Annotated in this window: 18 protein-coding genes and 2 pseudogenes; 10 read left to right on the top strand and 10 right to left on the bottom strand. The window is 70.8% G+C overall.

Annotation, left to right across the window (positions count from 1 at the left end):
- Positions 1-564: 564 nt before the first annotated feature.
- The 8 genes and pseudogenes from RND61_RS03135 to RND61_RS03100 all read left to right on the top strand — a co-directional run bounded on the left by RND61_RS03135 (position 565) and on the right by RND61_RS03100 (position 8,166).
- A complete protein-coding gene (locus tag RND61_RS03135; RefSeq protein WP_315876063.1) occupies positions 565-1,713 on the top strand; it encodes an SGNH/GDSL hydrolase family protein in 1,149 nt (382 codons plus the stop codon).
- A complete protein-coding gene (locus RND61_RS03130; protein ID WP_315876062.1) occupies positions 1,710-1,928 on the top strand; it encodes a GntT/GntP/DsdX family permease in 219 nt (72 codons plus the stop codon). Before RND61_RS03135 ends, RND61_RS03130 begins: the two co-directional genes overlap by 4 nt.
- Complete coding sequence (locus RND61_RS03125) at positions 1,859-2,197, top strand: GntT/GntP/DsdX family permease (protein ID WP_315876061.1); 339 nt, start codon at positions 1,859-1,861, stop codon at positions 2,195-2,197. Before RND61_RS03130 ends, RND61_RS03125 begins: the two co-directional genes overlap by 70 nt.
- Positions 2,198-2,243: 46 nt before the next feature.
- Complete coding sequence (locus RND61_RS03120) at positions 2,244-3,578, top strand: enolase C-terminal domain-like protein (RefSeq protein WP_315876060.1); 1,335 nt, start codon at positions 2,244-2,246, stop codon at positions 3,576-3,578.
- A gap of 32 nt (positions 3,579-3,610) precedes the next feature.
- Positions 3,611-3,922: pseudogene (locus RND61_RS03115) on the top strand (IS701 family transposase); the annotation flags it as partial.
- A gap of 587 nt (positions 3,923-4,509) precedes the next feature.
- Complete coding sequence (locus RND61_RS03110) at positions 4,510-5,877, top strand: MFS transporter (RefSeq protein ID WP_315876059.1); 1,368 nt, start codon at positions 4,510-4,512, stop codon at positions 5,875-5,877.
- Between the two features lie 707 nt (positions 5,878-6,584).
- The gene (locus RND61_RS03105; RefSeq protein WP_315876058.1) at positions 6,585-7,253 is read left to right on the top strand and encodes a 2OG-Fe(II) oxygenase; all 669 of its coding nucleotides are present in this window, start codon (positions 6,585-6,587) and stop codon (positions 7,251-7,253) included.
- A 58-nt stretch (positions 7,254-7,311) separates the two neighbouring features.
- Complete coding sequence (locus RND61_RS03100; RefSeq protein ID WP_315876117.1) at positions 7,312-8,166, top strand: SDR family oxidoreductase; 855 nt, start codon at positions 7,312-7,314, stop codon at positions 8,164-8,166.
- Between the two features lie 426 nt (positions 8,167-8,592).
- Here the strand turns inward: RND61_RS03100 and RND61_RS03095 are convergent, their stop codons facing one another.
- From RND61_RS03095 to lanA, 5 genes are all read right to left on the bottom strand, one after another.
- A complete protein-coding gene (locus RND61_RS03095) occupies positions 8,593-8,904 on the bottom strand; it encodes a VOC family protein (RefSeq protein ID WP_315876057.1) in 312 nt (103 codons plus the stop codon).
- A gap of 687 nt (positions 8,905-9,591) precedes the next feature.
- Positions 9,592-10,515 carry a serine hydrolase gene (locus RND61_RS03090; protein WP_315876056.1) on the bottom strand — a complete coding sequence of 308 codons (924 nt, stop codon included), beginning with the start codon at positions 10,513-10,515 and terminating at the stop codon, positions 9,592-9,594.
- 755 nt (positions 10,516-11,270) lie between these two features.
- Positions 11,271-12,632, bottom strand: a complete 1,362-nt coding sequence (locus RND61_RS03085; protein ID WP_315876055.1) for a lanthionine synthetase C family protein — start codon at positions 12,630-12,632, stop codon at positions 11,271-11,273.
- A complete protein-coding gene (locus RND61_RS03080) occupies positions 12,629-15,769 on the bottom strand; it encodes a lantibiotic dehydratase (RefSeq protein WP_315876054.1) in 3,141 nt (1,046 codons plus the stop codon). Before RND61_RS03080 ends, RND61_RS03085 begins: the two co-directional genes overlap by 4 nt.
- Before the next feature lie 86 nt (positions 15,770-15,855).
- Complete coding sequence (lanA, locus tag RND61_RS03075; RefSeq protein WP_315876053.1) at positions 15,856-16,017, bottom strand: SCO0268 family class II lanthipeptide; 162 nt, start codon at positions 16,015-16,017, stop codon at positions 15,856-15,858.
- A 560-nt stretch (positions 16,018-16,577) separates the two neighbouring features.
- Here lanA and RND61_RS03065 point away from each other — a divergent pair.
- Positions 16,578-16,892 (top strand): annotated as a pseudogene (locus RND61_RS03065) (IS982 family transposase); the annotation flags it as partial.
- Positions 16,893-16,907: 15 nt separating this feature from the next.
- On the opposite strand, the gene RND61_RS03060 reads toward RND61_RS03065, so the two are convergent.
- From RND61_RS03060 to RND61_RS03050, 3 genes are read right to left on the bottom strand one after another with little or no spacing between them, the layout of a single operon-like run.
- On the bottom strand, positions 16,908-18,185 hold the full coding sequence (locus RND61_RS03060; RefSeq protein ID WP_315876051.1) for a cytochrome P450: 1,278 nt from the start codon (positions 18,183-18,185) through the stop codon (positions 16,908-16,910).
- Complete coding sequence (locus tag RND61_RS03055) at positions 18,182-18,427, bottom strand: acyl carrier protein (RefSeq protein WP_315876050.1); 246 nt, start codon at positions 18,425-18,427, stop codon at positions 18,182-18,184. The genes RND61_RS03060 and RND61_RS03055 overlap by 4 nt, the downstream gene beginning before the upstream one ends.
- A gap of 20 nt (positions 18,428-18,447) precedes the next feature.
- Positions 18,448-19,416 carry a hypothetical protein gene (locus RND61_RS03050; RefSeq protein ID WP_315876049.1) on the bottom strand — a complete coding sequence of 323 codons (969 nt, stop codon included), beginning with the start codon at positions 19,414-19,416 and terminating at the stop codon, positions 18,448-18,450.
- A 963-nt stretch (positions 19,417-20,379) separates the two neighbouring features.
- Between RND61_RS03050 and RND61_RS03045 the strand changes: the two genes are divergently transcribed.
- Positions 20,380-20,721 carry a hypothetical protein gene (locus RND61_RS03045; protein ID WP_315876048.1) on the top strand — a complete coding sequence of 114 codons (342 nt, stop codon included), beginning with the start codon at positions 20,380-20,382 and terminating at the stop codon, positions 20,719-20,721.
- A 745-nt stretch (positions 20,722-21,466) separates the two neighbouring features.
- Here the strand turns inward: RND61_RS03045 and RND61_RS03040 are convergent.
- Both RND61_RS03040 and RND61_RS03035 read right to left on the bottom strand, forming a co-directional pair.
- Positions 21,467-22,639 (bottom strand): acyl-CoA dehydrogenase family protein, encoded by a 1,173-nt coding sequence (locus tag RND61_RS03040; protein ID WP_315876047.1) that lies wholly within the window; start codon positions 22,637-22,639, stop codon positions 21,467-21,469.
- 62 nt (positions 22,640-22,701) lie between these two features.
- Positions 22,702-23,625: an NAD(P)-dependent oxidoreductase gene (locus RND61_RS03035; RefSeq protein ID WP_315876046.1), complete on the bottom strand. Its 924-nt coding sequence runs from the start codon at positions 23,623-23,625 to the stop codon at positions 22,702-22,704.
- Positions 23,626-24,113: the final 488 nt, after the last annotated feature.

The raw sequence follows: 24,113 nt of genomic DNA, 5'->3' as shown, positions 1-24,113 counted from the left end.
ACCCCAAGCACACGGTGCCGCCCCGGCCCCCGTACGCCCACCTGCGTCGGTGCCGCACCGACGCCCGCCACCGGGACGTCCGGCCCTGTGGACGGGGCCCGGCGACGGACGGGGGAGAGATCCCCTGCCCGCGCCCGGCCCGACACGACGCCGACGTGGGACACGACGCTGACGCGGGCCCCGGGCGGCGGGATGCGGGCCTGGTCACGTACGCACCTGGACTGCGAGGGAGGTGACAAGTCGTCTCCCCGGCGGGAGAGCCTCTGGCCGCACCACCTCTGGCCGCACCAGGCGTCAGTGGCGAACAGACGACGGGCCACGGCGACGCCGACAGTGGACCACCGCGGCTTCGGAGTCACCCGTGCCGCAGCCGACCCGGAGGCGGGATCACCGGCGGACGGCATCCCGCCCGGTCCCCGGAGGCACCCTCTCCTCGGCCACCACACCAGCGTTTTTTCGTACCCACCGCCACCGACCACTCCCCACGCCGCGCCGACACGGCCATGATGGGAGCGCTCCCGCGCCACCGCACGCACAAATCTGCCGACACCGGAAGGACCGCCCATGCGCACCGCTCCCCACCTCTCTCGGCGGGCACTGCTCACGGCTGCCGCCGCGAGCGTCACCACGGGCGTCGCCGTCGCCGCGGCCGCTCCCTCCCAGGTGTCCGTCGCCCACCGCTCCCGGCCGTCCACCGCCTTCGCCGGGTTCCGGACGGTGGGCCGGGTCAAGAGGGCAGCCGACGGCTCGGTGCAGTACACCTGGCCCGGCATCGCCTTCGAAGGCCGGTTCCGCGGCACCGGTGTCGGCATCGTGCTCGACGACTCCGCCAACGACTACGACGTCCAGATCGACGCGACGACCGTCAGCAGGGTGGTGACTCCCGGGCGCACCACGTTCTGGGTCAAGGGCCTCGCCGACACCGAGCACACCGTGCGGCTCGTCAAGCGCACGGAGAGCCCGTGGGCCGCCGGCCGCTTCGGCGGGTTCGTCGCCGCCCGGGGAGGGAAGGTCCTCGCCGCCCCCGCGGCGCGGAGCAGGCAGATCGAGTTCATCGGTGACTCCTTCACCGCCGGGTACGGCAACGCCTCGGGCACGCGCGACTGCTCGGCCAACGGAGGAGTCAACCGGAACAGCAACGCGGACCTCGCCTTCGGCGCCCTCACCGCCCGGAAGCTCGGCGCCGACTACCAGCAGAACGCGTTCTCCGGCCGCGGCATGGTCCGCAACTACAACGGCGGCGACCCCGGCACCGACTACCGCACCTACTACGACCGGGCCCTGCTGAACGTCGACGGCGACGTCTGGCAGAGGCCGCGCAGTTGGCGGCCGCAGGTCGTCGTCATCGGCCTCGGCATCAACGACTTCTCGACCCCGCTCCACCCGGGCGAGCCGTGGGCCACACAGAGCGAGCTGATCACCGCCTACGCGAGCGCCTACCACGGCTTCCTCGACAAGCTGCGGGCCCGCTACGGAAGCAGGACGTTCCTGGTGGTCAGCGCCACCCTGGTGGCCGGCACCGCCTTCGCCGACACCGCCCGGGGCATCGTCGAAGAGCGCAACGCGCGGGGGGACGACCGGGTCGGCTACTGGTACTACGACGATCCCGGTCTGGACCGGCTCGGCTGCGACTGGCATCCCTCGCTCCGCGACCACCAGATCATCTCCGGGCTGCTCGACCAGTACCTCGCCACTCTGCCGCTGGACTGGTGACGAGCCCGCCCGAGGTCGACGACTCCTACTCCCCGGCGGTCAGGGCCGCGGCGACGGTCCTGCTGGTGATCGGGGTCGGCGGCGCCTTCGAGAACGCCCCGGTCGAGGCCGGCACCTCCGACTGCGTCAAGGACGTCACCGACTCGTGGTCCCTCTCCACCCTCGTCCCCGCCGGGCTGGTCGCGGCCGTCTTCCGTGTGGCCCGGGTCCGGTGACCGCCGCGGTGGTCACGGCCCCTGGTGTGGCGCCGCCCCTGCTCGCCGGTGGCGGAGCCCGTGCCGGGATGACGGTGCTCGCCGTCTCCTGCGGCTCCACCGCCTTCTCGCACGCCGACGAACCCGGCTTCCGACCGTTCGAGGAGCACGTCAACCCCTCGGTCATGCGAGCGATCAAGGTCCGTACCACCTGCACGACGGTGCTGTCGGCCCTCGGCCCGGACGGCGTCCCAGTGGCCGAGTGGCCCCTTGACGTCCTCGGACCGTGACCATCTGCCCTGTCCCCTCCCCGTACACAAGGAATGTGAAGAGAACATGAGCACGAGCCAGCCGACCGTCACCGCGTTCTCCGTCTACCCCGTAGCGGGCCGCGACTGCATGGAGCTGAACCTCTCCGGCGCCCACGGCCCCTACTTCACGCGCAACGTCGTCGTCCTGACGGACTCCGAAGGGCGTACGGGCCTCGGCGAGGTGCCCGGCGGGGAGAAGATCACGCAGACCCTACGGGACGCCGAGTCGCTGGTGATCGGTTCGAAGGTCGGCGACTACAAGCGCGTCCCGCGCCAGATCGCGGACCGTTTCGCCGACCGCGACTCCGGCGGACGCGGCGCGCAGACCTTCGACCTGCGCACCACCGTCCACGCGGTCACCGCCGTCGAGTCGGCCCTGCTGGACCTCTTGGGCCAGCACCTCGACGTGCCGGTCGCCGCGCTCCTCGGGGACGGTCAGCAGCGCGACTCGGTACGGGTGCTGGGCTACCTCTTCTACGTCGGCAACCCCGACCACACCGACCTCGAGTACGTCCGCGAACCCGACGCGGACACCGCCTGGTACCGGATCCGGCACGAGGAGGCCCTGACTCCCGAGGCGATCGTCCGCCAGGCCGAGGCCACCTACGAGCTGTACGGTTTCCACGACTTCAAACTGAAGGGCGGCGTCCTGGACGGAGCGGAGGAGGTCAAGGCCGTCCGCGTGCTGAAGGACCGCTTCCCCGAGGCCCGGATCACCCTCGACCCGAACGGCGCCTGGTCGCTGCGCGAGGCCGTCGAGCTCTGCGCACCGCTGGTCGGGACGCTCGCCTACGCCGAGGACCCCTGCGGGGCCGAGGGCGACTACTCCGGGCGGGAGGTCCTCGCCGAGTTCCGCCGCGCCACCGGCCTGCCCACCGCGACCAACATGATCGCCACCGACTGGCGGCAGCTGACCCATGCCCTCGCCCTGCAGTCGGTCTCCATCCCGTTGGCCGACCCGCACTTCTGGACCATGCAGGGTTCCGTGCGCGTGGCACAGCTGTGCAACGCGATGGGACTGACCTGGGGCTGCCACTCCAACAACCACTTCGACATCTCGCTCGCCATGGTCACGCACTGCGGAGCCGCGGCGCCCGGCGCGTACAACGCCCTGGACACGCACTGGATATGGCAGGAGGGCCTGGAGCGGCTCACCACCGCCCCGCCCCGCATCATCGGCGGAGAGATCGCCGTCCCCGACGCCCCCGGCCTCGGTGTCCAGCTCGACATGGACCGCCTCCTCGCCGCCCACGAGCTCTACCGCACGAAGGCTCTGGGGGCACGGGACGACGCCGTCGGCATGCAGTACCTGATCCCCGGATGGAAGTTCGACCCGAAGCGGCCCTGCCTCGTGCGGTAGTACCGCAACGGTCTTCGGCGTGTCGGCCCGTCATGTGGGTCGTCGGTCTGGTCACGGGTGGGGAACTGGTTGGCGCCCGGTCGTGGAGGGGTGAACTGAAGGCTTTGCACGATCGGTTCGTGCACCGGGTCGCCAGGTCGGAGCCGCGTGAGTCGGCGCTTGCGCATGTGCGGGGGCCGATCGTTCCATCCGGGCGGAAGAACGGCTGGACACTGGCGGAGGAGGCCGGGCGCGCGGGTCCGGACCGGAGCCACCGGCTGTTGAACCGGATCGACCGGGACGCGGACGAGGTCCTGGACGACGTGCGCGACTTAGTCGTCGAGCGCCTCCGATCACGCGCTGCAGGTGCGGCAGCCACTGCCGGTCGAGGGCACCGCCGTTGGAGGGGAAGGCACCGTACCCGCTCCCGGTCCTGACCCGCCCACGGCGAACCAGGGAGGACCGCAGCCGCGCGAACGCCGTTTCGAGAGCGCGTGTGGGATGTTTTCACCCCTTCTAGGGGATTTTTCACAAGCGCCCGATACGGCAGGCGTCGACTCAGTACGGTGCCGGCCATGGCCGAGGGTGCGAAGAGACGGGACGAGCTCATCGAGCGGGCGCCGCTCACGGTGGTGCGGCTCTGCGTCGTCATCGACCTCCCGTGGTACCGGTTGGCCCCTCACCACAGGGGAGGCCGCTGGAGCCGGCACCTGCCCGCCGACGACGGCACGCGTTTCTCGCTGCCGATCGCCGTCCCCCTCGCGGTGGTCGGATTCCCCTTGACGTCCTGCCCGTTCTGGTGGCGGAGCACCGGGACCCGCCCCTGCCTCCCGGGCCGCGGGGACCGGCGGTTCCTCATGGCCCTGCTCACCGCCCTGATCACCGATGAGGCGGCAACCACGCATCCGTTCCACCGGAGAGCAGATCGTCTTCAGTACCGCAGGAGGAAACGATGCCCACCCCCGCCGAGGCAGCCGTCCCGGCCCGCACCAGCGGGACTGCGGAGCAGCGCCACGCCCTGGGCGCGGCGCTGCTGGGGTTCTTCGTCATCACGCTGGACGCGCTGATCGTCTCGGTGGCGTTGCCGTCGATCGGCGCGGACCTGGGCGGCGGGATCACCGGTCTGCAGTGGGTGGTGGACGGCTACACGCTGATGCTGGCCGCGCTGCTGCTCTCCGCGGGGTCGGTCTCGGACCGGATCGGCGCGAAGCGGGCCTTCGGCCTCGGGCTCGTCGTGTTCCTGGTGGCCTCGGCGGCCTGTGGCTTCGCCCCGAGCCTGCCGTTTCTGGTGCTCGCCCGCTTCGTACAGGGCGTCGGGGCCGCCGTGATGATGCCGGCGACCCTGGCCATGATCCGCGAGGCGTATCCGGACGCCCGGGCCCGCACCCAGGCCCTGGCGATCTGGGCTTTGGGCGGTTCGGTGGGCTCGGCGGCCGGGCCGCTGGTGGGCGGGGCGCTGGCGACCTGGAACTGGCAGTGGATCTTCTTCATCAACGTGCCGGTCGGCGCGGTCGCCCTGGTGCTGCTGGCCCGGGTCGCCACCTCGCCACGCCGCGCGGTCCCCTTCGACCTCATCGGCCAGGTCAGCGCGGTGGTGACGCTGAGCGCCCTGACCTACGCCCTGATCGAGGGCGGGCAGGACGGCTTCGGCAGCCCGGTGATCCTGGCCTCGCTGGGTGTCGCGGCTGCCGCGCTGGTGATGTTCCTGGCCGGCCAGGCCCGCGGCCGGGCACCCATGATGCCGCTGGACCTGTTCCGGTCGCGGCCGGTGGTCGCGGGCCTGACGGCCGGATTCGCGCTGAACTTCGGCTTCTACGGGGTGACGTTCCTGTTCAGCCTGTACTTCCAGGGCTTTCGCGGCCAGTCGGCCCTGGCCACCGGTCTGCTGTTCCTGCCGATGACGGTGCATTGCGTGGGCGTCTCCCTCGTCTCGGCGGCGGCGACCCGCAGGTTCGGCGCCAGACGCACCATGATCGCCGGGCAACTGGTCATGGGGACGGGGCTGTTGGTCCTGTGCCTGCTGCCGTCCACGACCCCGGTCTGGACGGTCGCGGTCCTGCTGATGCCGGTGTCCTTCGGCGGCACGCTGGCCGTTCCGGCCATGACCGGGCTGGTGCTGGCCTCCGTTCCGGCCGAGCGCGCCGGCCTGGCCTCGGGCGTGCTGAGCACCTTCCGCCAGGTCGGCGGCGCCGTGGCCGTCGCGGTCTACGGGGTGCTGGTGGCCGGCTCGTTCGCCTCCGGGATGCGCGTCGGCCTGATCGCCGGCACGGTGATGCTCGCGGTGGCCACGGCCGGGGTCGCCCGCGCCAGGAAGGCCTGAGCGCGTCGACCGCCCGGCGGGCACAGGATGCCGCGCGGCGCCGGGGAACGGAGACGGGGTCCGACGGCCCCGCATCACCGAAATCCACCGCCGCCCCCGCATCAGAAGGCGCCGATAACCCCACCCATAAAATATTCAGAACCGCCTTGACTGACAAAAAATCAGCCTGACCTTTTCGCCCTGAAGGCACCTTCAGCGCATCCAGCCTCACTCGGTGAACAAAAACGGATCAAGCACCCCGGCCTACCCGCTGCTGCCGTTCGCCCGGCTTCTCAAAAAGACCGCAACGCGTCAGGTCGGCCAGCGCCCGACGTGTCAATGGTCCACCTCTGGGCGTCAACACCGTTCGCACCCCCGATGGGGGACGATGGGAGCCTCTTTCCGCCGACCAGAAGGCCGTCAACTGGCCCCATGCGAAGATCCACGCCTCCATCGAACGAGTCATGCTCATTCGCAAGTTTTGACGATTCCTTCGCAAGCTCCGGTGCTCGATTATTCGGATCATCTCCTTCGTCCAGGCTGCCCTCGCCCTGCGTATGGCTAGCTCAGGACAGTAAGGGGAAATCCTCATTGACTCCCATGGACGGAGAGAACGACCTGTGCTCTACTTCAAATGAGCAGAAATGGCAAATGGCGCCGGGTCGCCACATTCCCGGTCCGCTGGTTTCCGTTCTGCTGCCGCGCCCGTACTGTACAAGGAGGTCTCGATGGCGGAAACTCACGCGCTCCCCTTCCCGTGGCATTCTTTCGACCTGAGGTCACGTTTCCTTCCGGAGGGGTGGCAGCAGGAAATCCTCGAAGTGGCACGCGTAAGCGCCGAGGACAAATACCTGGTGCCCTCCTATGCGACATCGAGGGAAGCGGACAGTGAATCGCAGATTCCCGTGCACACCGTGGACGGCGTCACTATCGCCGAAGAACTGCCGTGGCTGTACTCACTGTATCGGCAGCAACTTCGCGACATGGCGCAGACCCTGACCAGAGAAGAGGTGACGACCGCGACGGATGTCCGCACCGGACTCACCCTGAACGTGCAGCGGGGCAGCCAGGAACGGTACGAGTGCCACGTCGACTGGAACCCGTTGAGCGGGCTCCTCTACGTGACGGACCACCCCCGGGGCTCGGGCGGTGAACTCCTGGTCTCGAACAGGGGGGACGTGCACAGCTGCGAAGAGGTCGACGCCGACTGCACGCGCATCTACCCGGTGGCCGGGCACGCGCTCTTCTTCGACGGCCGGTACCACAGCCACTACGTCAATGCCCTCAGGAACGAAGAGGACGTCCGCGTGGTGCTGGCGATGAACTTCTACACGGCCTCCCATCCGGAGAAGAACCGACCAGAATCCCTCGATCGCCATTTGGGTCTGTTGCCCTAGACGGCGGTCGCACTTCCCCGCGGAGCAGTCCGGAAAGCGTACGAGGAGGGTGAACGTGATGGCGAACGACGGTGTGGTGCTGGTGACCGGTGCCGGTTTCCGGTCGGCCGAAGGATCGAACGACACCGAGAACATCTACACTTCTCGGTTCTACAAGCCGAACATCGGCGCGTGCGTTGCCCTGGAAGTGGCCATGACGGGCCGCTCCGTGGTCATCGCGTCCAGCTCGGAGGCCAAACTGTCCCGGGTGCGGCAGTCCATTCTGGACATGTGCGGAACCGCGACGGTTTCGACTGCTCCTGTCGACCTGTCCGATCCGTCGTCCGTGCAGAGGATGGTGGACGACCTTCCTGAGGGAAAGCACGTGGACGTCGTCCACTCCGCCGGGCTGGGTGCGGCGAACTACAAGATTCCCGACGACAATCCGTATCTTCCCGTCGAACGGACACCCATCGGTTTCCCCACCCAGGAGTTCGACGCCGTGGTGACCACTCTCCTGCTACTGGTGCAGAAGGTCATTCCGCGAGTCGCAGAACAGGAACGCACGCGGCTGATTGTCGTAGGCTCCATGAGTGGTATTCGCGCCTACCCTTTCGGGTATTCGCACGCCAGCGCCAAAGCCGGTCTGCACCACGCCGTACGCACGCTGGCCCTGGAGTTGAACCAGCGCGGAATCCACGTCACCGAGGTGAATCCCGGTGTCGTCGACACGGGACTCTACGACAATCCCGCGGTGGCCCAGGCTTCGGCCGCCGCCAGCAAGGCTTTCGGGTACACCTTCGAAGGGGACAGAATCCCACAGATGCCGCCTCGAGAAGTGGGTCGGGCCATCGCCTACGCGCTGAACTCGGAGGCGCACGTACTGACCATCAACCTCGTTCCCTTCGGACAGGAACCTCACACCGGCAGCTGAACCCCTGCCGGTGTGAGGAGGGGACGGGCCGGCACCGGGTTGTCAGGGGGAAGCGCCGCCCCGGGGTCTTGGCCGGCGCCGGGGCAGCCGACAACTCCGCGCCGAAGACCTGATCACCGAGGTGGCCGGCATGAGGGCGTAGAGGGCGTTGATGCGGAGCAACGAGCTCGCGAGACGCCCCGTGCGTCGAGGTGCCGGCCGGAGGCACACGGCCCGGCCGAGGTGGCCCGGGAGAAGGGAATCGAGCAGATCGGGCGGCCAGGGCACGAGCCGGGTCGGTGGGGCCGGCCCGGCGGCGTCCGGCTGACCCGGGCCAACCGGGCCGAGAACCGCACCGAGGCACTGAGCCGACGGGGGAGGGCCGGCCGACGGGGAAGTCGGGGACACCACGGGTGCGGACGGCGTCTCGAAGATGCGGTGGGTGGTCTAGGTGGTGGTCGTGGTCGGGTTCTTCTCGGGGAGGGTCAGGATGACGGTGCGTCCGTCGGGGTCGGTCAGGGCGTGTCGGCCCGCGGGCCGGTCGGTCGCCGGTGCGGTGAGGCCGAGGCGTAGGGGGCCGGTCGGCGGCTGCCGGGTGGCGGGGTAGAGCTCCAGGACGGTTCCGTCCGCGAGGGTGGCGGCGTAGTGCACCGGTCCGGTCCCGTGCTGTTCGCGTACGAGGTCGAGGCCGATGCTGCGGTAGAACTCCCGGCAGTCGTCGAGCCGGGTGGTGTAAAGGACGACGAGGTCGATGACCACGGGACCGCTCCTGTGGGGTTGCTGGGGACTGTGTGACGGGTCGGCCCACCCCGATGGCTCCGGGGCGGGCGGTTGGTCCATGCGGCGCCGGCTCACCCCCACTCGGGCAGGGGCACGCGGCCTCTTCGGCTTCTGCTGACCGCGAGTCCGGACCATCCCCGCGCGCGGGCGGGGAGCACCACATCCAGTACGTCCAGACGGCCGCCGAGGCGGGACCATCCCCGCGCGGACGGGGAGCGCACTTCCTGACCTGCGAGCCCATGGGCCAATGCCCCTGCCTCTCATCGCCTTCCCCGAAACCGGCATAGCGCCCACACCCGTGACAACGGGCGGCTGGGCGGTGGACGAGCAACAACGGCACGGCAGCGGGAGCGCACCGGTTCGACGCCCGATGGGGATCGGCGGGTACGGCGGCGGGGCGGCGATGCGGGCGCGAGACGGGAAGACGGCGCCTGGGGAACCCGGTGGACTCGCACGTCGTCTTGTCGAGCGCGTCGGAGAAGCGGTCGAGGGTGGCGTACGGCGAACAGGCGCGGCCCGGAAGCGAGTGGGCGGCGGCGGGCCCGGTGGCGGTCGGCGAGGTGACCGCCACCGGGCCGGCGGTGAGGCCGGTGAGTACGGTTCTCAGGCGCATGGCCGTCGCCGTAGAACCGGCCGGTGACGTACGGGAAGCCGCCCCGTGAAGCGTCAGCCCTGCGGCGGCACGGCGACGAACGCCTCACGCGGCTCGCTGGTCGGGGTGAAGCGGGTGACACCGGCCTTGATCGGCACCAGGTCCTTGTGGATGGCTCTGGCGACGTTCTGGATGGTGGTCACGCCGTAGGTCATCGTGCTGTTGCCCTGCGTCAGCACGGTGATCGTGTAGTCGTGCCCGGCGCCCTTGAAGGTGCCCAGGCTGTGCACCCGCCAGCCGTGCGTGGAGCGCTGCAGCCAGCCGTTCTTGACGTGCACGGAGACGGAGGAGGGCGCGCCGGCCGGAGTGCCCCAGCGCTGCGAGGAGACGACCTGGCCCATCAGCTTCAGGATGTACTCGCGGGAGTTGTCGCTCAGCACGCTGTTCTTGGCGGTGATGAGCTTCAGCAGCTTCTGCTCGTCGTTGACGTTCACCTGGGTCAGGCCCCAGTAACCGCCCGTGCCCGGCACGGTCCTGGTCATGCCGGCGGCCGTGAGGAACCCCTTGATCTTCGTCATGCCCAGCTGCTTCCAGAGCTTGCTGGTCGCGTTGTTGTCGGACTTGGTGATCATGGCCTTGGCGAGCGACTGCTCGGTGCTCGTCAGGTACCGGTTGTGCTTCTTGGCGTCCCACAGCAGCGCGGCGAGCACGGTGACCTTGACGGTGCTGGCCGAGTCGTAGGCGCTGGTGGCCCGCAGGGTGCAGGTGGTCTTGGTGCTGCGGTCGTAGAGGCCGACGGCGATGGTTCCCTTGCGGCCCGCGACGGCGGCCGTGATGTCCTTCTTCAGCTTGGCGGCGAGGCCCGCCTGGGCCGACGTGCAGGTCACGGCCGGGGTGGCGGCTGCGGCCGGCGCGGCGGCGGTGACGGCGGGTATGAGCAGCGCGGCACTGACGACGGCCGCGAGCGCGCCGGCCCGGCCGGTGGTCCGGTGAGTCATGAAAAGTCCCTTTGAAGGTCGTACGGGCGTCCCCCTGAACGCCGTTGAGCGCACCCGTGCGCTGCCTCAGTGGACTCGCCAGGACGGTCGACGGTTGTACATGCATTCGGAAAAGTGGAGTTCCTCACCGGACTCTCGCCGGGCCTCGGGGCCGGGGCGGATCACAGAACGCGCACGCGCGGCCCTCCCGGTCCCACTTCTCCCCTCGCACCGGCAAGGGGAGGCTCCCCCCGGGCGTGTCAGGCCGTGCCCGGCGGCGCCTGCTCCGGCCACGATCGGCACGCCCAGTCATAACGGTGCGGGCCAGCCCAGCACCCCGCTGCGCCACCGAGCATGCCGACGTCCAGCGTCGCCGTCGGGCTGCGGTGGCCGAGGCGGCCACCCTGCGCCGTGCCCGCGCCGAGCGAGCCGGGCCCCCAGGGGGAGCCTCGGAACCTGGAGCAGACGCCGTGCCCGCGCCGCGAGGGGCGGCGGTGCGGGCACGGCGACCGGCATCCGGCAGCCGGGCTCTGATCGTCCCGAATGCCGACTCGCGCATCGCGTCCTACCGGCCGAAGGTCGGACGTGCAACCCGAAGCCAAGGGCCGAAAGGACACCACCCTCCAGGCGGCGAAGACCGGCTCGACCAGAGCCCGGCGGGCATCGGGCACGTCACTGCGGTACGGACGACGAGCACTCACACACCGTGCGACGACCGCCGGCGCCACCCGTCACACAACCACTCCAGAACACCAACCGTCAGGAACAGACGCCCCCTAAGCCAGCAAAAGCGGCATGTCCCAGTCGGCCGGTGTGCCGTCCACCGCGTACGAGTCCAGGGCGAGCGCGACGCCGGCGGCGCCGTCGAGGTAGCCGGAGACATCGGAGCCGAACGGCACCTTCGTCATCGTGAACCGCAGTCCGAAAGGCAGCGCCGGGTCGAAGGCGGAGACGAGTTCGGCGGCGATGGCGTCCCGCAGTTCGGCCAGTCGGGGGTCCCGCCACAGTTCGTTGAGTCGGCCGAGCTGGTGCAGGGCTCCGGCCCAACCGTGGCACAGCGCATGGTCGTTGATGCCCCAGGCCGACCGGGGAAGGACGAGCAGCCGGTCCACCGAGGCGCGGGCGAGGTCCGAGAAGTCCGTCCGGCCGAGCGCCCGTCCGGCCAGTTGCAGGGCCCGGGAGACCCCGGGAGCCCCGTAGCACCAGGCCGGCCACTTCGCGCTTCCGTCGTAGGCGGCAGGACCCCGTCGCCACTGGGCGAAGGAGAGGTAGCCGGGCCAGAACGGGCCGTACCGGTCCGTCACCGCCCAGGTCCGCAGCAGTTCGGCCGTCGCCTCCATGGCCTCCTGCTGCCCCGGCACCCGCGCACCTCGCTCCCAGGCCAGGGCCAGCAGGGCGAGCGGCCCGGCGACGCCGTGCGAGAGGCCCAGGTTGAGGTGGCCGCCGGGGAACGCCGCCTCGGAGCCGACCCGGGGCGCGTCCAGGGCCCACCAGCGCGGCACGCGGGTCCCCTGGTGCTCCACGGTGCCGAGCGACAGGCGCACGAGGTAGTCGAGCACCGCCGTCAGCGGCTCCTCACAGCTCTCGGCCCGGGCCAGCAGATAGCGGCCGACGCCGGTCAGACCGCGGACCACCTCGTAGTGCCCGATGGTGGGCAGCGGCCGGTCCTCGACGGGTGGCAGGACGGTCCGTACGAGATCGCGCTGGTAGGCGTCGAAGCGCTGGAGCGCGGAGACGTAACCCCCGGTGGTGCGGTGCGCGAGCAGTACGGCGAAGGCCAGGGCCCCCGGCCCCTTGAAGATTCCGCCTGCGGCGCCGGGCCGGCCCGAGACGGCGCGGGTTCCCGCCGTGAGATACGCGTGGGCGCGCGGCACCTGCCGCGCCGCGTCCCGGGCGACTCCCGCGAACGCGAGCGCGAGCCCGGGGCTGCCGCTGCCGAGGGTGAGCTCGGCCCAGACCGGCTCGGCGACCCCGTCGTCCGCGGCCTGGGCCGGGATGCGCGTGGCCGCCATCGTGGCGGCGGGATCGGCGAGCCGGTTCAGGATCTCGGCGGAGACGGCGGCAGCACGCTCCCGCACGTCCTGAGCGGAAGAGCCGGCGGGGCGCTCGCGCGTCCCGTCCCCGGTGGTCCCGCTCATCGTCCGCTCCTGCTCTCGTGCCGCCGTCGACCGACATGGGCCCGCACCGCTCCTCGCAGAACCGCGTACCCGCGGGCCTCGGCCGCCCGGTCGATGCCGAACAGACGGTTGTGCCGCATGTGCAGCAGCGACAGCAGGGCCTCGTCGCGGTCGGCTTCCGGAGCGGACAGGATCAGCCGCCCGTACGCCCGTGGCTCGGGCGACTCGGACCACAGCGTGCCGAGGGACGGCACCCCAAGTGCTTCCGCAGCCGACGACACCGCGCTCCCCGGCCTGATCAGCCGGTCGGCGACGGCGCGGTGCCGCTGGTAGACCTCGTGCTCCGCGGTCTTCGTGAACATGCGGTCGACCCAGCCGCACCAGTCCCAGTCCCCGAGCGACTCCAGGAGCACCGCGTGCCCGAGCCCGGCGAGCACGGCGGCGGGGAGCCCCCGCGCGACACCCCGCAGGGCGCGCAACTGCACGAGTGCCGACAGGCTGTCCGTGCAGAAGAAGCGCTCGGCCGCCTCCTGCAGGGCCTCGCCTCCGTACCGGTCGCTTTCGGGCCGGTACACGTCGAGGGTCATCGTGCGCAGGGCCCCGCTCTCGACGAGGACCCGTGACGCACGGCTGATCGCGGGCAGCACCCGGCCGTTCAGCGCCCCGGAAGCGCCGTGGAAACGCAGCCGCAGATGCGGTTCGGGGTCCCGGTAGCGCACGAAGAACCAGCGGTCGACCTCGTCCTCGACCTCGGCGAGCACGGCCGGAAGACGCTCGGTGAGCAGGGCTTCGTGAGCCGACGGCTCCGCGTACCACTTCACGAACAGCCAGTCCTCGCCCGGCAGGTGGATCCGGGTGGGAGCAGGTCGCGGCGGCGGGGCGGTCCGCGCCGGCTCGGCGCTCTTTCCCGGCGTCGTACGCCCGGCGGGCCGCCGCACCCCCGCGAGGGGCACCACGATCTCCGTGCTGTGCCCGCCGTTCCAGCCGAGCCCCGCACCGTCGGCCGTCAAATCCTCGTAGAGGACGAACTGGGGCTGAGCGGCCGTCAGTTCGGCGCGCAACAGGTCACGGTCCCAGCGATCGCGCAGGTCGACGGGGTACATCTGGTCGTTGCGCGCGATCTGCAGCCGGTCCGGTACGGCAAGGCGCCGGCGCCAGGCGTCGAGGCCCTGCTCCCACACCCCGGCGCCCTGTTCCCGGGCCGCGTCGCGCAGCCGACGGCCCGGCAGCCAGCGCTTGGGCACCGCCACCACCCGCCCGTACCGGACGCGCGGCAGATACGGCAGGGCATCATGTCCTGCCCAGTCCCAGCCCGACCACACGCGGGGCCGCGCCGTCGCGAGATCCATGAGGAACCGGGCCACCGGCGGAGCCTGTGTGTCCAGGGCCAGCATGTGCGGCAGCACCGGGCGGACCGGACGGCCGCTCTCCGGGTGCAGCAGCCGCAGCCCGTCGGAGCCGGCGGCGACGAGCAGCGAGCGCCAGTCCAGGCAGCCGGGGTCGTCCCGGTCGTCGGGCACGCCGACGGGGATGCGGTACGGCAGCAGCCGGGGCACCTGGACGATGTTGAGGCCGCGCGGTTCGCGGGGCATCAACTCGACCTGTGCCGCGATCACCGCGTCGTCGGGGGCGACGGCGGTGTCGGCGGCCAGCCGGGCGAGTTCGCCGGTGAGGCCGGCCGCCGCCGCGAACCGGCCCGCGGTGGCGCCCGCCGTCCAGGCGCCGATGTGCGGGCTGCCGAGCAGCCGGAAGTCGCCGCGGTCCAGTGCGGCGATGCTTTCGGAGAGCACCTGGAAGCAGAGTTCGAGGCTGCGCGGCGGCGCGGCTGCGGGATCGTGCCCGGCGACTTCGGCGAGACGCCCTACGACGTCGTCGGTCAGCACCAGGTCGCCGCCGGACAGAACGGCCTCCTGAAGCAGCTCGCCGATCATCGCGCGCCGGGGACCGTCCGCCTCGTCACCGGGGCCGTTGCGCGCGTACGCGGGCTCTGCGCCGTACTCGGGGGGCAGGCCGAGTCCGCGGTGCGGGTCGACCAGCTCGCCCAGTGGCACGGCGCCGGCGGTGCCGTAGCGCTCGATGAAGCGCTCGCGGTAGTCCCGCATGTATGCCAACGTCGTCCACTCCGGTGTGATCGCCCAGATCGCGGCCGCATACCGGCACACCTCCTGGCCGACCGCCTCCGGTATGACGAACTCGCCGGGTACGTGCAGGTCCACGTGAAGGGGCGGCCGGGCGTGCGCGTCGTTGTCCGTACCGGGAACGTCGAGCCGGCGGACCTCGTCCAGGAGCTGCTGCCAGGAGTCGCCGCCCAGCCCCGGGGGGTCCTCCTGATGCCGTGCGCAGGCCGTCCGGATGTCCCGCAGCGCCTGCGCGTCGTCGGGAAGCGCCGCGTCCAGGACTGCCTCGATGCCGTCGAGCAGCGCGGTGTCGAGGCGGTGCGGGGTGATCGAGGTGAGCAGGAACCCGTGCTGCAGGAGTCCGGCCAGCTGACGGTCGAGTCGTTCGGTGTCCAGCGTCGGAAAGCGCTCCGTCAGCGAGACGAGCAGATCGGCGTACGGCACGAGGGTCCGTGCCCGCTCGCGCACGGCGCTGACCAGCGCGTTGACGCGCACCGACTGCTCCTGACCGCCGGTGCGCAGATACAGCCGACCGTCCCGCAGGAAGCACAGGTCATTGAGCACGACGTCCACGCGTCGGCGGACGGAGGGCTCGGCGAGCCAGGCCAGTACCCGGCGGTGCAGCCACGCCCCGTCGAGCCGGACCGCGACCTCACCGGTGCCTGGCTCCGCCTTGGCCGCGGAACCGAACCGGGCGGTACCGACACCCGCGAACAGGCCGAACGGCGTCGGGCGGGCCCCAGCGCGGCGGGCGTACCGCGTCAGGGTTCGCGCGGCGCTCAGAACCCGCTTGTGCCCCAGCGCGCTCGCGCCTTCGTCACTGGTCAGAGAGGCCAGGCTGTGGGCCAGCGAGCCGCTGGCCACCCGGACCGCCTGGTCGAGCAGGGGATCGGAGGCGAGCTGCCGCGCCCCGGAAACCGGCTCGGCGGCGTCGACCGTGGCCAGAGCGGCGCCGCGCGGCCGGCTCGCCATACGGACGAGCACGGGCTCCCGTACCTCGAATGCTGCAGATGCTCGGTGGGCTTCGGGCCCCGGCGCCACGTGTGTCCTCCTCGCCATCGTACGAAAGAGCGGGGCGGACCCGGGCCCGCCCCGCTCGGAAGAACCCCGAGGGGGGTCTCAGTCCGTCAGCAACAGACAGGGCAGCGCGTGCCGATCGCGTAGCTGCTCGGCGAGGTGTAGGTGCCCTGGCCGAACGACTCGGCCTGCTCCGGGAGGTCGGAGACGCGCAGATCCAGGTCGAGGTCGAGCTCGGGGGCTTCGTGGGACAGGACGATCTCGGTACGCATGCTTCTCCCTTGGATGGTGGGGTGCACGGACTCGAACATCCAGGGCCCCGATGGAGGCCCGGACGTGCCCCACCTTTGCTGACGCCGCTGACAGCCCGGTAGACGAAATCGAGCCATTGATCAAGGGCCGGCCCCTGCCGGGTCCGGGGCGAGGGAAAGGTCTCCCTCGCATGTCGAAGGGGGCGCCGTCGCCTGAACCGCCCGGGCGTCGGGCACGTCTGCTCAGGTCAGGGGCCATGAGCCGGCCAGTCGTCGATCCCCGCAAGCAGTTCGTCCTGCGCCTCTTCTGGCGCGGCCGACGCACGCACCGACCGCCGTGGCAGTTCGGCCAGTTCGGCATCCGCGGAGGTGCGGTGCTCGCGCGCCGGTTCGCACTGATCCGTGGGCCGGGGCCCCGGAACCGCAGCGGGTCGTCCGCCGAGCGCCATCGGCACCCCCGGCCTCGACGCGCTACCGGAGCCGTACGCGGACAACGCCACCGCCCGCGTCGCGGACGAAGAGCCGGGGTCGGCATCGTGCGGCCGGGTCCGCTGAGCACAAGACGGCGGGGCCGGGCAGGGGTCCTCGTGGACGAGGGCTTCGCCGGGCGGGACTTCGAAGCGTTTCGCACCGAGCGCCTGTGCGTCCACCCGGTGCGGCCGGACCGCAAGGACGGGTCGGCCCGACACGGCGAGATCACCCGGGTCCGCCAGTGGATCGAGGCTGTCATCGATACCCTCAAGGACCGGCTCGGCCTCGAACAGCACGGCGGCAGAACCCCCGCGAGCGTCTTCGCCCGTACCGGACAACGACTCCTCGCCCTCACCGCCGCCATCCGGCACCACCGGACCACCGGAGCCCCGGTCAGGAGATCCCTGATCGCCTACGACCGCTGAGGACATCGGCCCCACTCATTCGGGGGGTGGACCAGGGTGGCCGGCCAGGAGCACCGGGAGAGCGACCGGGGTCCGGTCGAAGAGAACGCCCTTCCAGATGACGTCGGAGTACGGTACGGCGGGCACGATGCCAGGGAAGCGCTGGAACAGGACGCGCAGGGCCACCCTGATCTCGATACGGGCCAGATGGGCCCCGATGCAGAAGTGCGGACCGTGTCCGAACGCCAGGTGCGGGGGAGCGTCCGGACGTTCCGGGATCACGGTGTCCGGTGCGTCGTAGAGGTCCGGGTCGCGGTTGGTCGCGGCCAGCATGATGAAGACGACCGCGCCCTCCGGGACGACAGTGCCGGCGATCTCGACCGGCTCGCGGGCGAAGCGCCATGGCGAGAACGGAAACGGCGCGTGGTGGCGCAGGAGCTCCTCGACCACCACGGTGGCGCGCTCCTCGTCGTCGAGCAGACCGCGCAGGACGCTCGTGGTCTGCATCAAGGTGGCGGCCCCGTGGCCGATGGCGATCGCGGTGGAGGAGATCCCGCCGGCGAACATGATCGAGACCGTGGAGAGCACCTCGCGCCGGGTGAGCCGGCCCTCGGCCACGGCGGCCTGCAGGGCGGCGATGACCGTGTCGCCGTCATCGGAGTTCTGGGGGGTGGCGAGCGCGTCCCTGAGCACGTCGGTCAGGTCGGCGTAGGCACGCTGCCAGGGCGGCGAGAGAGGGTGGTCGCGGCTGATGACGCGGCGCATGTGGGCGGCGGCCTCGGCTGTCGCCGCGTCGGACATCCCCAGGACGCGGCCCAGCGCGGTCTCGGGCAAGGGTTGGGCGTAGGCCTGCATCAAGTCGACCGCCGGTTCGGCAGCCGGGCCGACGTGCGGGGCCCGGCGGTCCTGGACGGCCCGGTCCAGCAGACGGTGCGCGATCGTCGTGATCTCCGGTTCGCGCCGGGCCATGGCACGCGCGGACAACACCGTGGTGGCCACGCCACGCAGCCGGGCGTGTTCTTCGGCGTCGCTGTTGAGCATGTGCCGCCCACCCACGATCATGAGGTCCTCGGGGTGGCGAACACCGCCGAAGCCGTGCTGCGGATCCCGCAGCGCCCGCGGGTCCTTGATGAACCGGGGGTCCTTCAGCGCTCGCTTTCCGTCGGCGTAGCGGGTGATCACCCAGGTGGTGAGGCCGTCGGGCAGCGTGATGGGCAGTACGGGGGCGCGCTCGCGCAGTTCGCGGTAGACGGCTTCGGTCTCGGGGGCGTGCGGGGGCGGCTCGAAGGGGACCGGCTTGGGCGGGGGAGTCATGAGGGGTCTTCGGCCGTCTGCTGGATCAGTGCGCACAGGTCGTGCCCCGTACGGACGTCGAACAGGTCGTCCTCGTCGAACTTGACGCCCCACCTGGCCTCGGCGACGGTGACGGCTTCGACGAGGTGGAGCGAGTCCATGCCGGGCAGTTCGATGATCCGCATTCCCAGGTCGATCTCGTCCGGTGTGCGGTTCAGAACGTGGGCGAGGACTTCCCGTACGCCCTGGGCCACTTGCGTCATGTCTGTCTCCTCGGTTCGCGTCACTGTCGCACCTCGCTGTCCGTGAGCACCTCGACGACGAGAACGGTGCAGGCGAACCCGGCACCGAAGCTCAGCAGCAGGGTGTACTGGCCTGTCTGCACCGGGCACCGATTGGTCAGGTGCTCCAGGTTCAGCGTGACGTCACCGGCGGCGAAGTGGCCGGTCGCGTGGACCGGTCGCAGGTGCTCGGCCTTGCACTGGGGCGGCGTCGCCTCGCTCATCAGACGCTGCAACCCGGGGGAGGTGAACCGGGGTTGCAGTACCCAGGCCAGACGCGGATCATCTGCCGGCAGTCCGGCGTCGGCCAGGGCGGCCGACACAGCCGCCCGCATACGCCGGCGGATCAGGAAAGTCAGCTTCTCCCTGGACATGAGCTCACTGAGACCGGGACGCGCGACTGTCTCGGGGTGCTGCCCGTACGAGCTGTCGCGCAACGGGTGCAGGTGGGGGAAGTCGGCTTCCTGTTCGGGACTGCCGTACGAGGCCACGGACCGAATGGCCAGCCGACCGCGGCGTCTCGCCAGGACGAGGGCGGTCGCACCGTCACCCATCACGGTCTCCGTCCGCCCGTGCCAGCGTTCGGGGTTGTCCGGGCCGAGACCGTCGCCCGTCACGACCAGGGCACTGGTCGTGCGCGGCTCGGCGAGCAGGTGGGCGAGCGCGATCTGGATGGCCATGGCGTTGGCGTTGGACATCTGCCGGACGCTGAAGGCGACAGCGCGCTTGGCCCCGAGGAGGCGTGCGATCCTGGGGGCGATCTTCCAGCCCTTCTCCGACTCCGTGCCCGCGGCGTACAGGCACAGGTCGAGGTCGGCCGGTGCTTGCCCCGCTTCCGCCAGGGCGCCGCGGGCCGCAGCCAGCGCCATGTCCTCGGAACTGTGACCGAGGGGCATGACCGGCACCTGCTCGAGTTCCAGGCCGACCGCGTGTTCCGCGCTCAGCAGGCCCTGCTCGAGCGCCTCCTGCACGGACTCGCGCCCCGGCGGGAGAAATGCGGCGACTCCGGCTACGCGTATGTCTTCTGGCGCTTTCATCGAAACCTCTTCCGCGGCTCCGGGGCGGTCCGGCCTCTACGAGGACTTCTGGGACCGTCCGAGGATCCGTGATGATCCGTCGGGCCTTTTCCCGGTCGTCATCGAAGCTGGAGCGTCCTTCCGGGAACCCCTGCTTCTGCCCCACCCGGCCTTTCGCGTCGGGCGGGGCGCCAACTCCCTTCCCCCTACCGGTCTGTCTCGGCTTGCTCGCGCACCGCACCATCGGTGACGGTAATGTTCGCGTCAGGAGCGCTGTCACGATGTGCTCTGATGTCGAATAAACGGTGGGTGCTATTACTGACCCGCACCTAAAGGATTCGTTGGCGAACCCGTCGGGGACGCCTGGAAAAGGTTGAAGTTGCCATGCGGGGATCAAGACCCGCAGGAGTGTCCAGCGGGCCGGTCCGGCACGCGAGGCTGAGGCCGGTGCAGCTTCATCCGTTCGCTGCAAGGCAATCCCCGCAGTCCCAGTCCTGATCAGCGTTCTGCGCGGTGGGCGTGGCCGGAAACGCTCCGCCCGGCGTGAGGGGGTCCGCACCGGCCGTCGCAGCGAGTGGGGTTCTGGGCGTGCTTCATTTCGCTCCTCGAAGAGAGCTGCAGACTTCCGGAGGAGTTGCCGGAAGGCACCACGAGCGTAGCGCGGACCATGGCCCGCGCAATACCCATGACGCAGGCTTCCCGACGAAGGGATTGATCCACGCCTGTGATCCCCTTTCCGTCATGGGCAAGAAAGAGAGGAACGTCTTTTCTCCTGGTGCGTCAGTGGCTGCCGGTGCATCTGTTGCATGCCGGTCTGCTTTTGACATCCCGTCCGGAGCGGGCGTCCGGAAAGCGCCTTACTGTGCCCTTGGAGCGAAGGTACAACGGCACTGGAAGATTCCCTCAAGGAGGAAAAAAATGGACGAGGAAAACGCGGCGGCAGCCAATCGGCTCTTCTCTCACCTGACAGGGAAGATCGTGGAGCGTCGAGTCCTGAACGTGGACACCCCGTACGCCGTGATCGAAATCACCATGACCAACTCCGGAACCTTCGGCGGGCGACAGGCGAACGACCTGGTCACCTATGTGCAGAAGCAGCGGGGGACGGCCTGTTCGACGGTACGGCCAAGGCTGTCGTCACCGGAACCGACGGTCAGAACCTCGCGGTGTGGACGGGCTACGGTGTGGGCCATTCCGACGGTCGCGGAGGCATCATCTGGGAGGGCGGGATCCTCGTGCGCAGCACCTTGGAGCAACTGAACGGCGTCGCTGCCTGCGGCTACTGCAGCGTCACCGGCGACGGCAAGGTCACCCAGCGCTTCTACCGAGTGCGCTGAGGCCGTCACCGAGGAACGGATGATCGGCGCTGTACCTCCCTGTCCACCGTGCTCGGTACCTGCAGCGGCTGCTGCACGGCGGAAGGCGCGGACGGGCCGGGAGGGCGAGCCCTGTACGGGCCGGTCGAACCCACCGAGTTGTTCGTGCGGCACGGGGAAGGCGACGTGCGGTGGGGGTCGGCGTCGCGTGCCGGGCACTCGGATCCGGCCCCGGCGCCCCCTGAACTCGTTCCGCTTCGACGGACACGGTGGTTGTGTCGGTCAGGTCGCGAGGGCGGCTTCGTCATCGGTGGGGCTGCGACAGCCGGGGCTGCTGCGCGGACGGCGGACGTTGTACCAGCCCCGACCTACTCGAAGATCGCGGTGCGGGCCGTGGCCCTGCTGGACCAGACCCGGCCATCGGCCGGGGCGAGTCCGTGACCCGCGTCGACCCGGGCCCGGTTGCTCCACGGCCGCACCGCGGCCCCGGTCAGATCGAAGTCCCGGACGACTCGACCGATCGAGCGGTCACCCCGCCGGCTCGACTCGACGGTCCCCGCCCTGGACTCGGACGTGAACGAGCGAGGACGTGGCTTCTCCTTCCCCATGCCCTCCACGGTGGACGTCCTCCCGGGGACTCGACCCCTGATCCCGAATGTCAGCCGAACCGAAGCACGTTCGGTCCCCCCTCAGATGAGGGGGGTGATGTTTTCGCTGATCCCGAGGAGCGCTCGGCCGTACAGTTCCTCGGTGACCGCGGAAACGACGAACGCGTGCCGGCCGGCCACGTTCACGTCCCGCCACATGCGCTGGAGCGGACTGGCGTCGGCGAACGCCGCCGCACCGTACACAGTCACCAGGGTGTTGACGGCCTCGACGGCGTGCTGCACCGCCCAGCCGGTGTCGGCGCGGGCGCGTGCGCGAGCGAGCCGGTCGGGATACCGGCCCTGCCGTGCGGCGTCGTCGATGTCCTGCGCGGCGCGACGGAGGTGCAGGTGCGCGGTGTCGATGCCCAGCGCGGCCCTGGCGATCTGGGCCTGGACAGCCGGGGAATCCGCCTGCGCGGCGTAGGACGTGTAGGTGACCGGTTTCGTCGCCGCCCGGTCCATGACGTACCGCAGAGCGGCGCGTGCCAGCCCCAGCGGTGCCCCGGCGAGGACGAGGGAGAGGACGGGTACGAACGCCGACCGGTACAGGGCTTCTTCCCCGTGCTCCGTGGGGTACCGGCCCTCGATGGCGTCCGGGACGGACAGGACCCGGTGGTCCGGCACCAGGACGTCCTGGGCCACGAGGGTGTTGCTGGCCGTGCCCCGCAGTCCCGCGACGAACCAGGTCTCCTCGATGTCGAAGTCGTCGCGGGGCATCAGGGCCAGGCCCTGACCGACCACGTTCTGTCCGTCATCGGTGATCGGGATACCGACCAGGGCCCACTGCGCGTGCCAGGAGCCCGAGTTGTAGGACCAGCGCCCTGAGACGCGCCAGCCTTCGCCGGTCCTGCGGCTGGTGGCGGTGGGACTGAGCACTCCGGTGACCCGGCTGTCCGGGTCCTCCCCGTACACCTCGTCCTGTGCCCGCGTCGGGAACAGACCGGTCATCCAGTTGCAGGCGCCGATCAGTCCGACGACCCAGGCCGTCGAGCCGTCCCCCTCGGCGAGGGCCGCCAGCACGTCCACCGTGGTGCGCAGGCCGCTCTCGTGGCCTCCGTAGCGTTTCGGGGTGGCCAGACGGAACAGTCCGGCCTCGGTGACGGCGTCGATGACCGTGTCGGGTAGCCGCCTCTCCGCGTCGATCCGAGCTGCGTGTTCTCGCAGGAGCGGCTGGAGGGACACGGCCTTGGCGACGAGTTCGTCGGAGCGTTCCACGATCCGGTTCCTCCTTGGGACGTACGGGCGGGGCGGGCGCGGGAGCCGTCGCGCCCGGGTGATCACTCCGGCCGGTGGGCCGGGCCGGGTGCGCGGAGCTGTTCGATCAGTGAGGCGAAGCCGTCCCCGCGGTGTCCTGACCGGATCGCCGCCGCGGTCAGTTCCCCGTACAGCTTCACGAGACGGGTGTCGACGCCGCGTCGTTCACTGGCCTCCAGAAGGTGTGCGATGGCGCTCGCGTGGAGGTGCAGGGTGGAGTCGGTTCCCGGATAGACGCCTTGGTCCACCTGCGGGGCGTACAGGTGCAGCAGGCCGGAGACCTCTTCGAGCCAGCGCACGACAAGCGGGGTGAACTCCGTCGCGGTGGTCCCCTCCGAGCCCACCAGTGCCGCGCCGTGCAGCCACCCCGTCAGTGACGCCCACATGACATCGAGCAGGGCCGTCTCGAAGAGCGCGGCTCGTCCGGCGTCCGGGCCGAGGTCCTGGGGCTCGCCCAGCAGGCGCAGCACCGGCAGCGCCGCCTCCCATGCCCGGCGGGACCCGCTGTAGAGGAACAGCGTCTTCGGCCGGCCGACTCCGGCCGCCGTGGCCATCACCGCGCCGTCCAGGTAGGCCGCCTCCCGCTCGCCGGCCCAGTCGGCCATGGCACGGGCCTGTTCGGGCGACCCGGTGGTCAGGTTCACCAGGACGCGTCCCGCCAGCCGTTCGCCGGCAGCCCCCAGGACCTCTCGTACGGCCGGGTAGTCCAGGACGCTCACCAGCGTCACGTCCGGCGCAGGCCCGGCCAGCGCGTCCCCGATGCTCGAGGCCGCCCGGGCGCCCACCGCGGCCAGCGGCGCGACGCGTGCGGGGGAACGGTTCCACACCGTCACGCCGCAGCCACTGGACAGCAGGGCGCGTACCGCCGCGCTTCCCATCGTCCCCGCGCCGAGCACCGTCACGTTCGGCCGGTCGCCCTTGTTCGACAGCCGCCCAGAGCTTGTCATGTCGCCTCCACAATGGATCAACCGAGGCTGCGCCGCGCACGGGACGCTCCCCGCCGGTGGTCAGACTGCGATGGAAAGATGGGCGTCCACGTCGATCACGGGCCCGAGGGCGCCGGAGCGTCCTCTCGGGCCGTGCCGATGCCGACGGCATCCGAGAACCGTTCGGCGTCGATCAGACGGAGATGGCCCCGGGCCGCGCCGGCTCCGGCACAGGGCGCCTGTCCGTCACACCCCGGTGTGACCCCGCGCGTGCAGCAGGAGAAGCAGCCCGCAGGCGACCGAACCGGTCGTCAGGAGCTGCTCCCACTCGGGAACCCGGCGCCCTGGCCGCGGCACGAAGGCCAGGACAGCGCGCAGGGGGCGTGAAGCGTTGCGCGGTACGGGCGGTACGGGTGGACGCCCTCGCCGGCCAGGGCCTCGACGGGGGGTGGTGCGCGCGTCGCCGCGTGCGAGGATCCACCGCCACGGCCGCAGCGGTCCGTGGCCGG

Origin of the sequence: Streptomyces tamarix (assembly GCF_032423885.1) — a bacterium.
GTDB lineage: Bacteria > Actinomycetota > Actinomycetes > Streptomycetales > Streptomycetaceae > Streptomyces > Streptomyces tamarix.
Note: the sequence above shows the minus strand (reverse complement) of the source record. Positions and strands in the feature narration are given on the sequence as shown.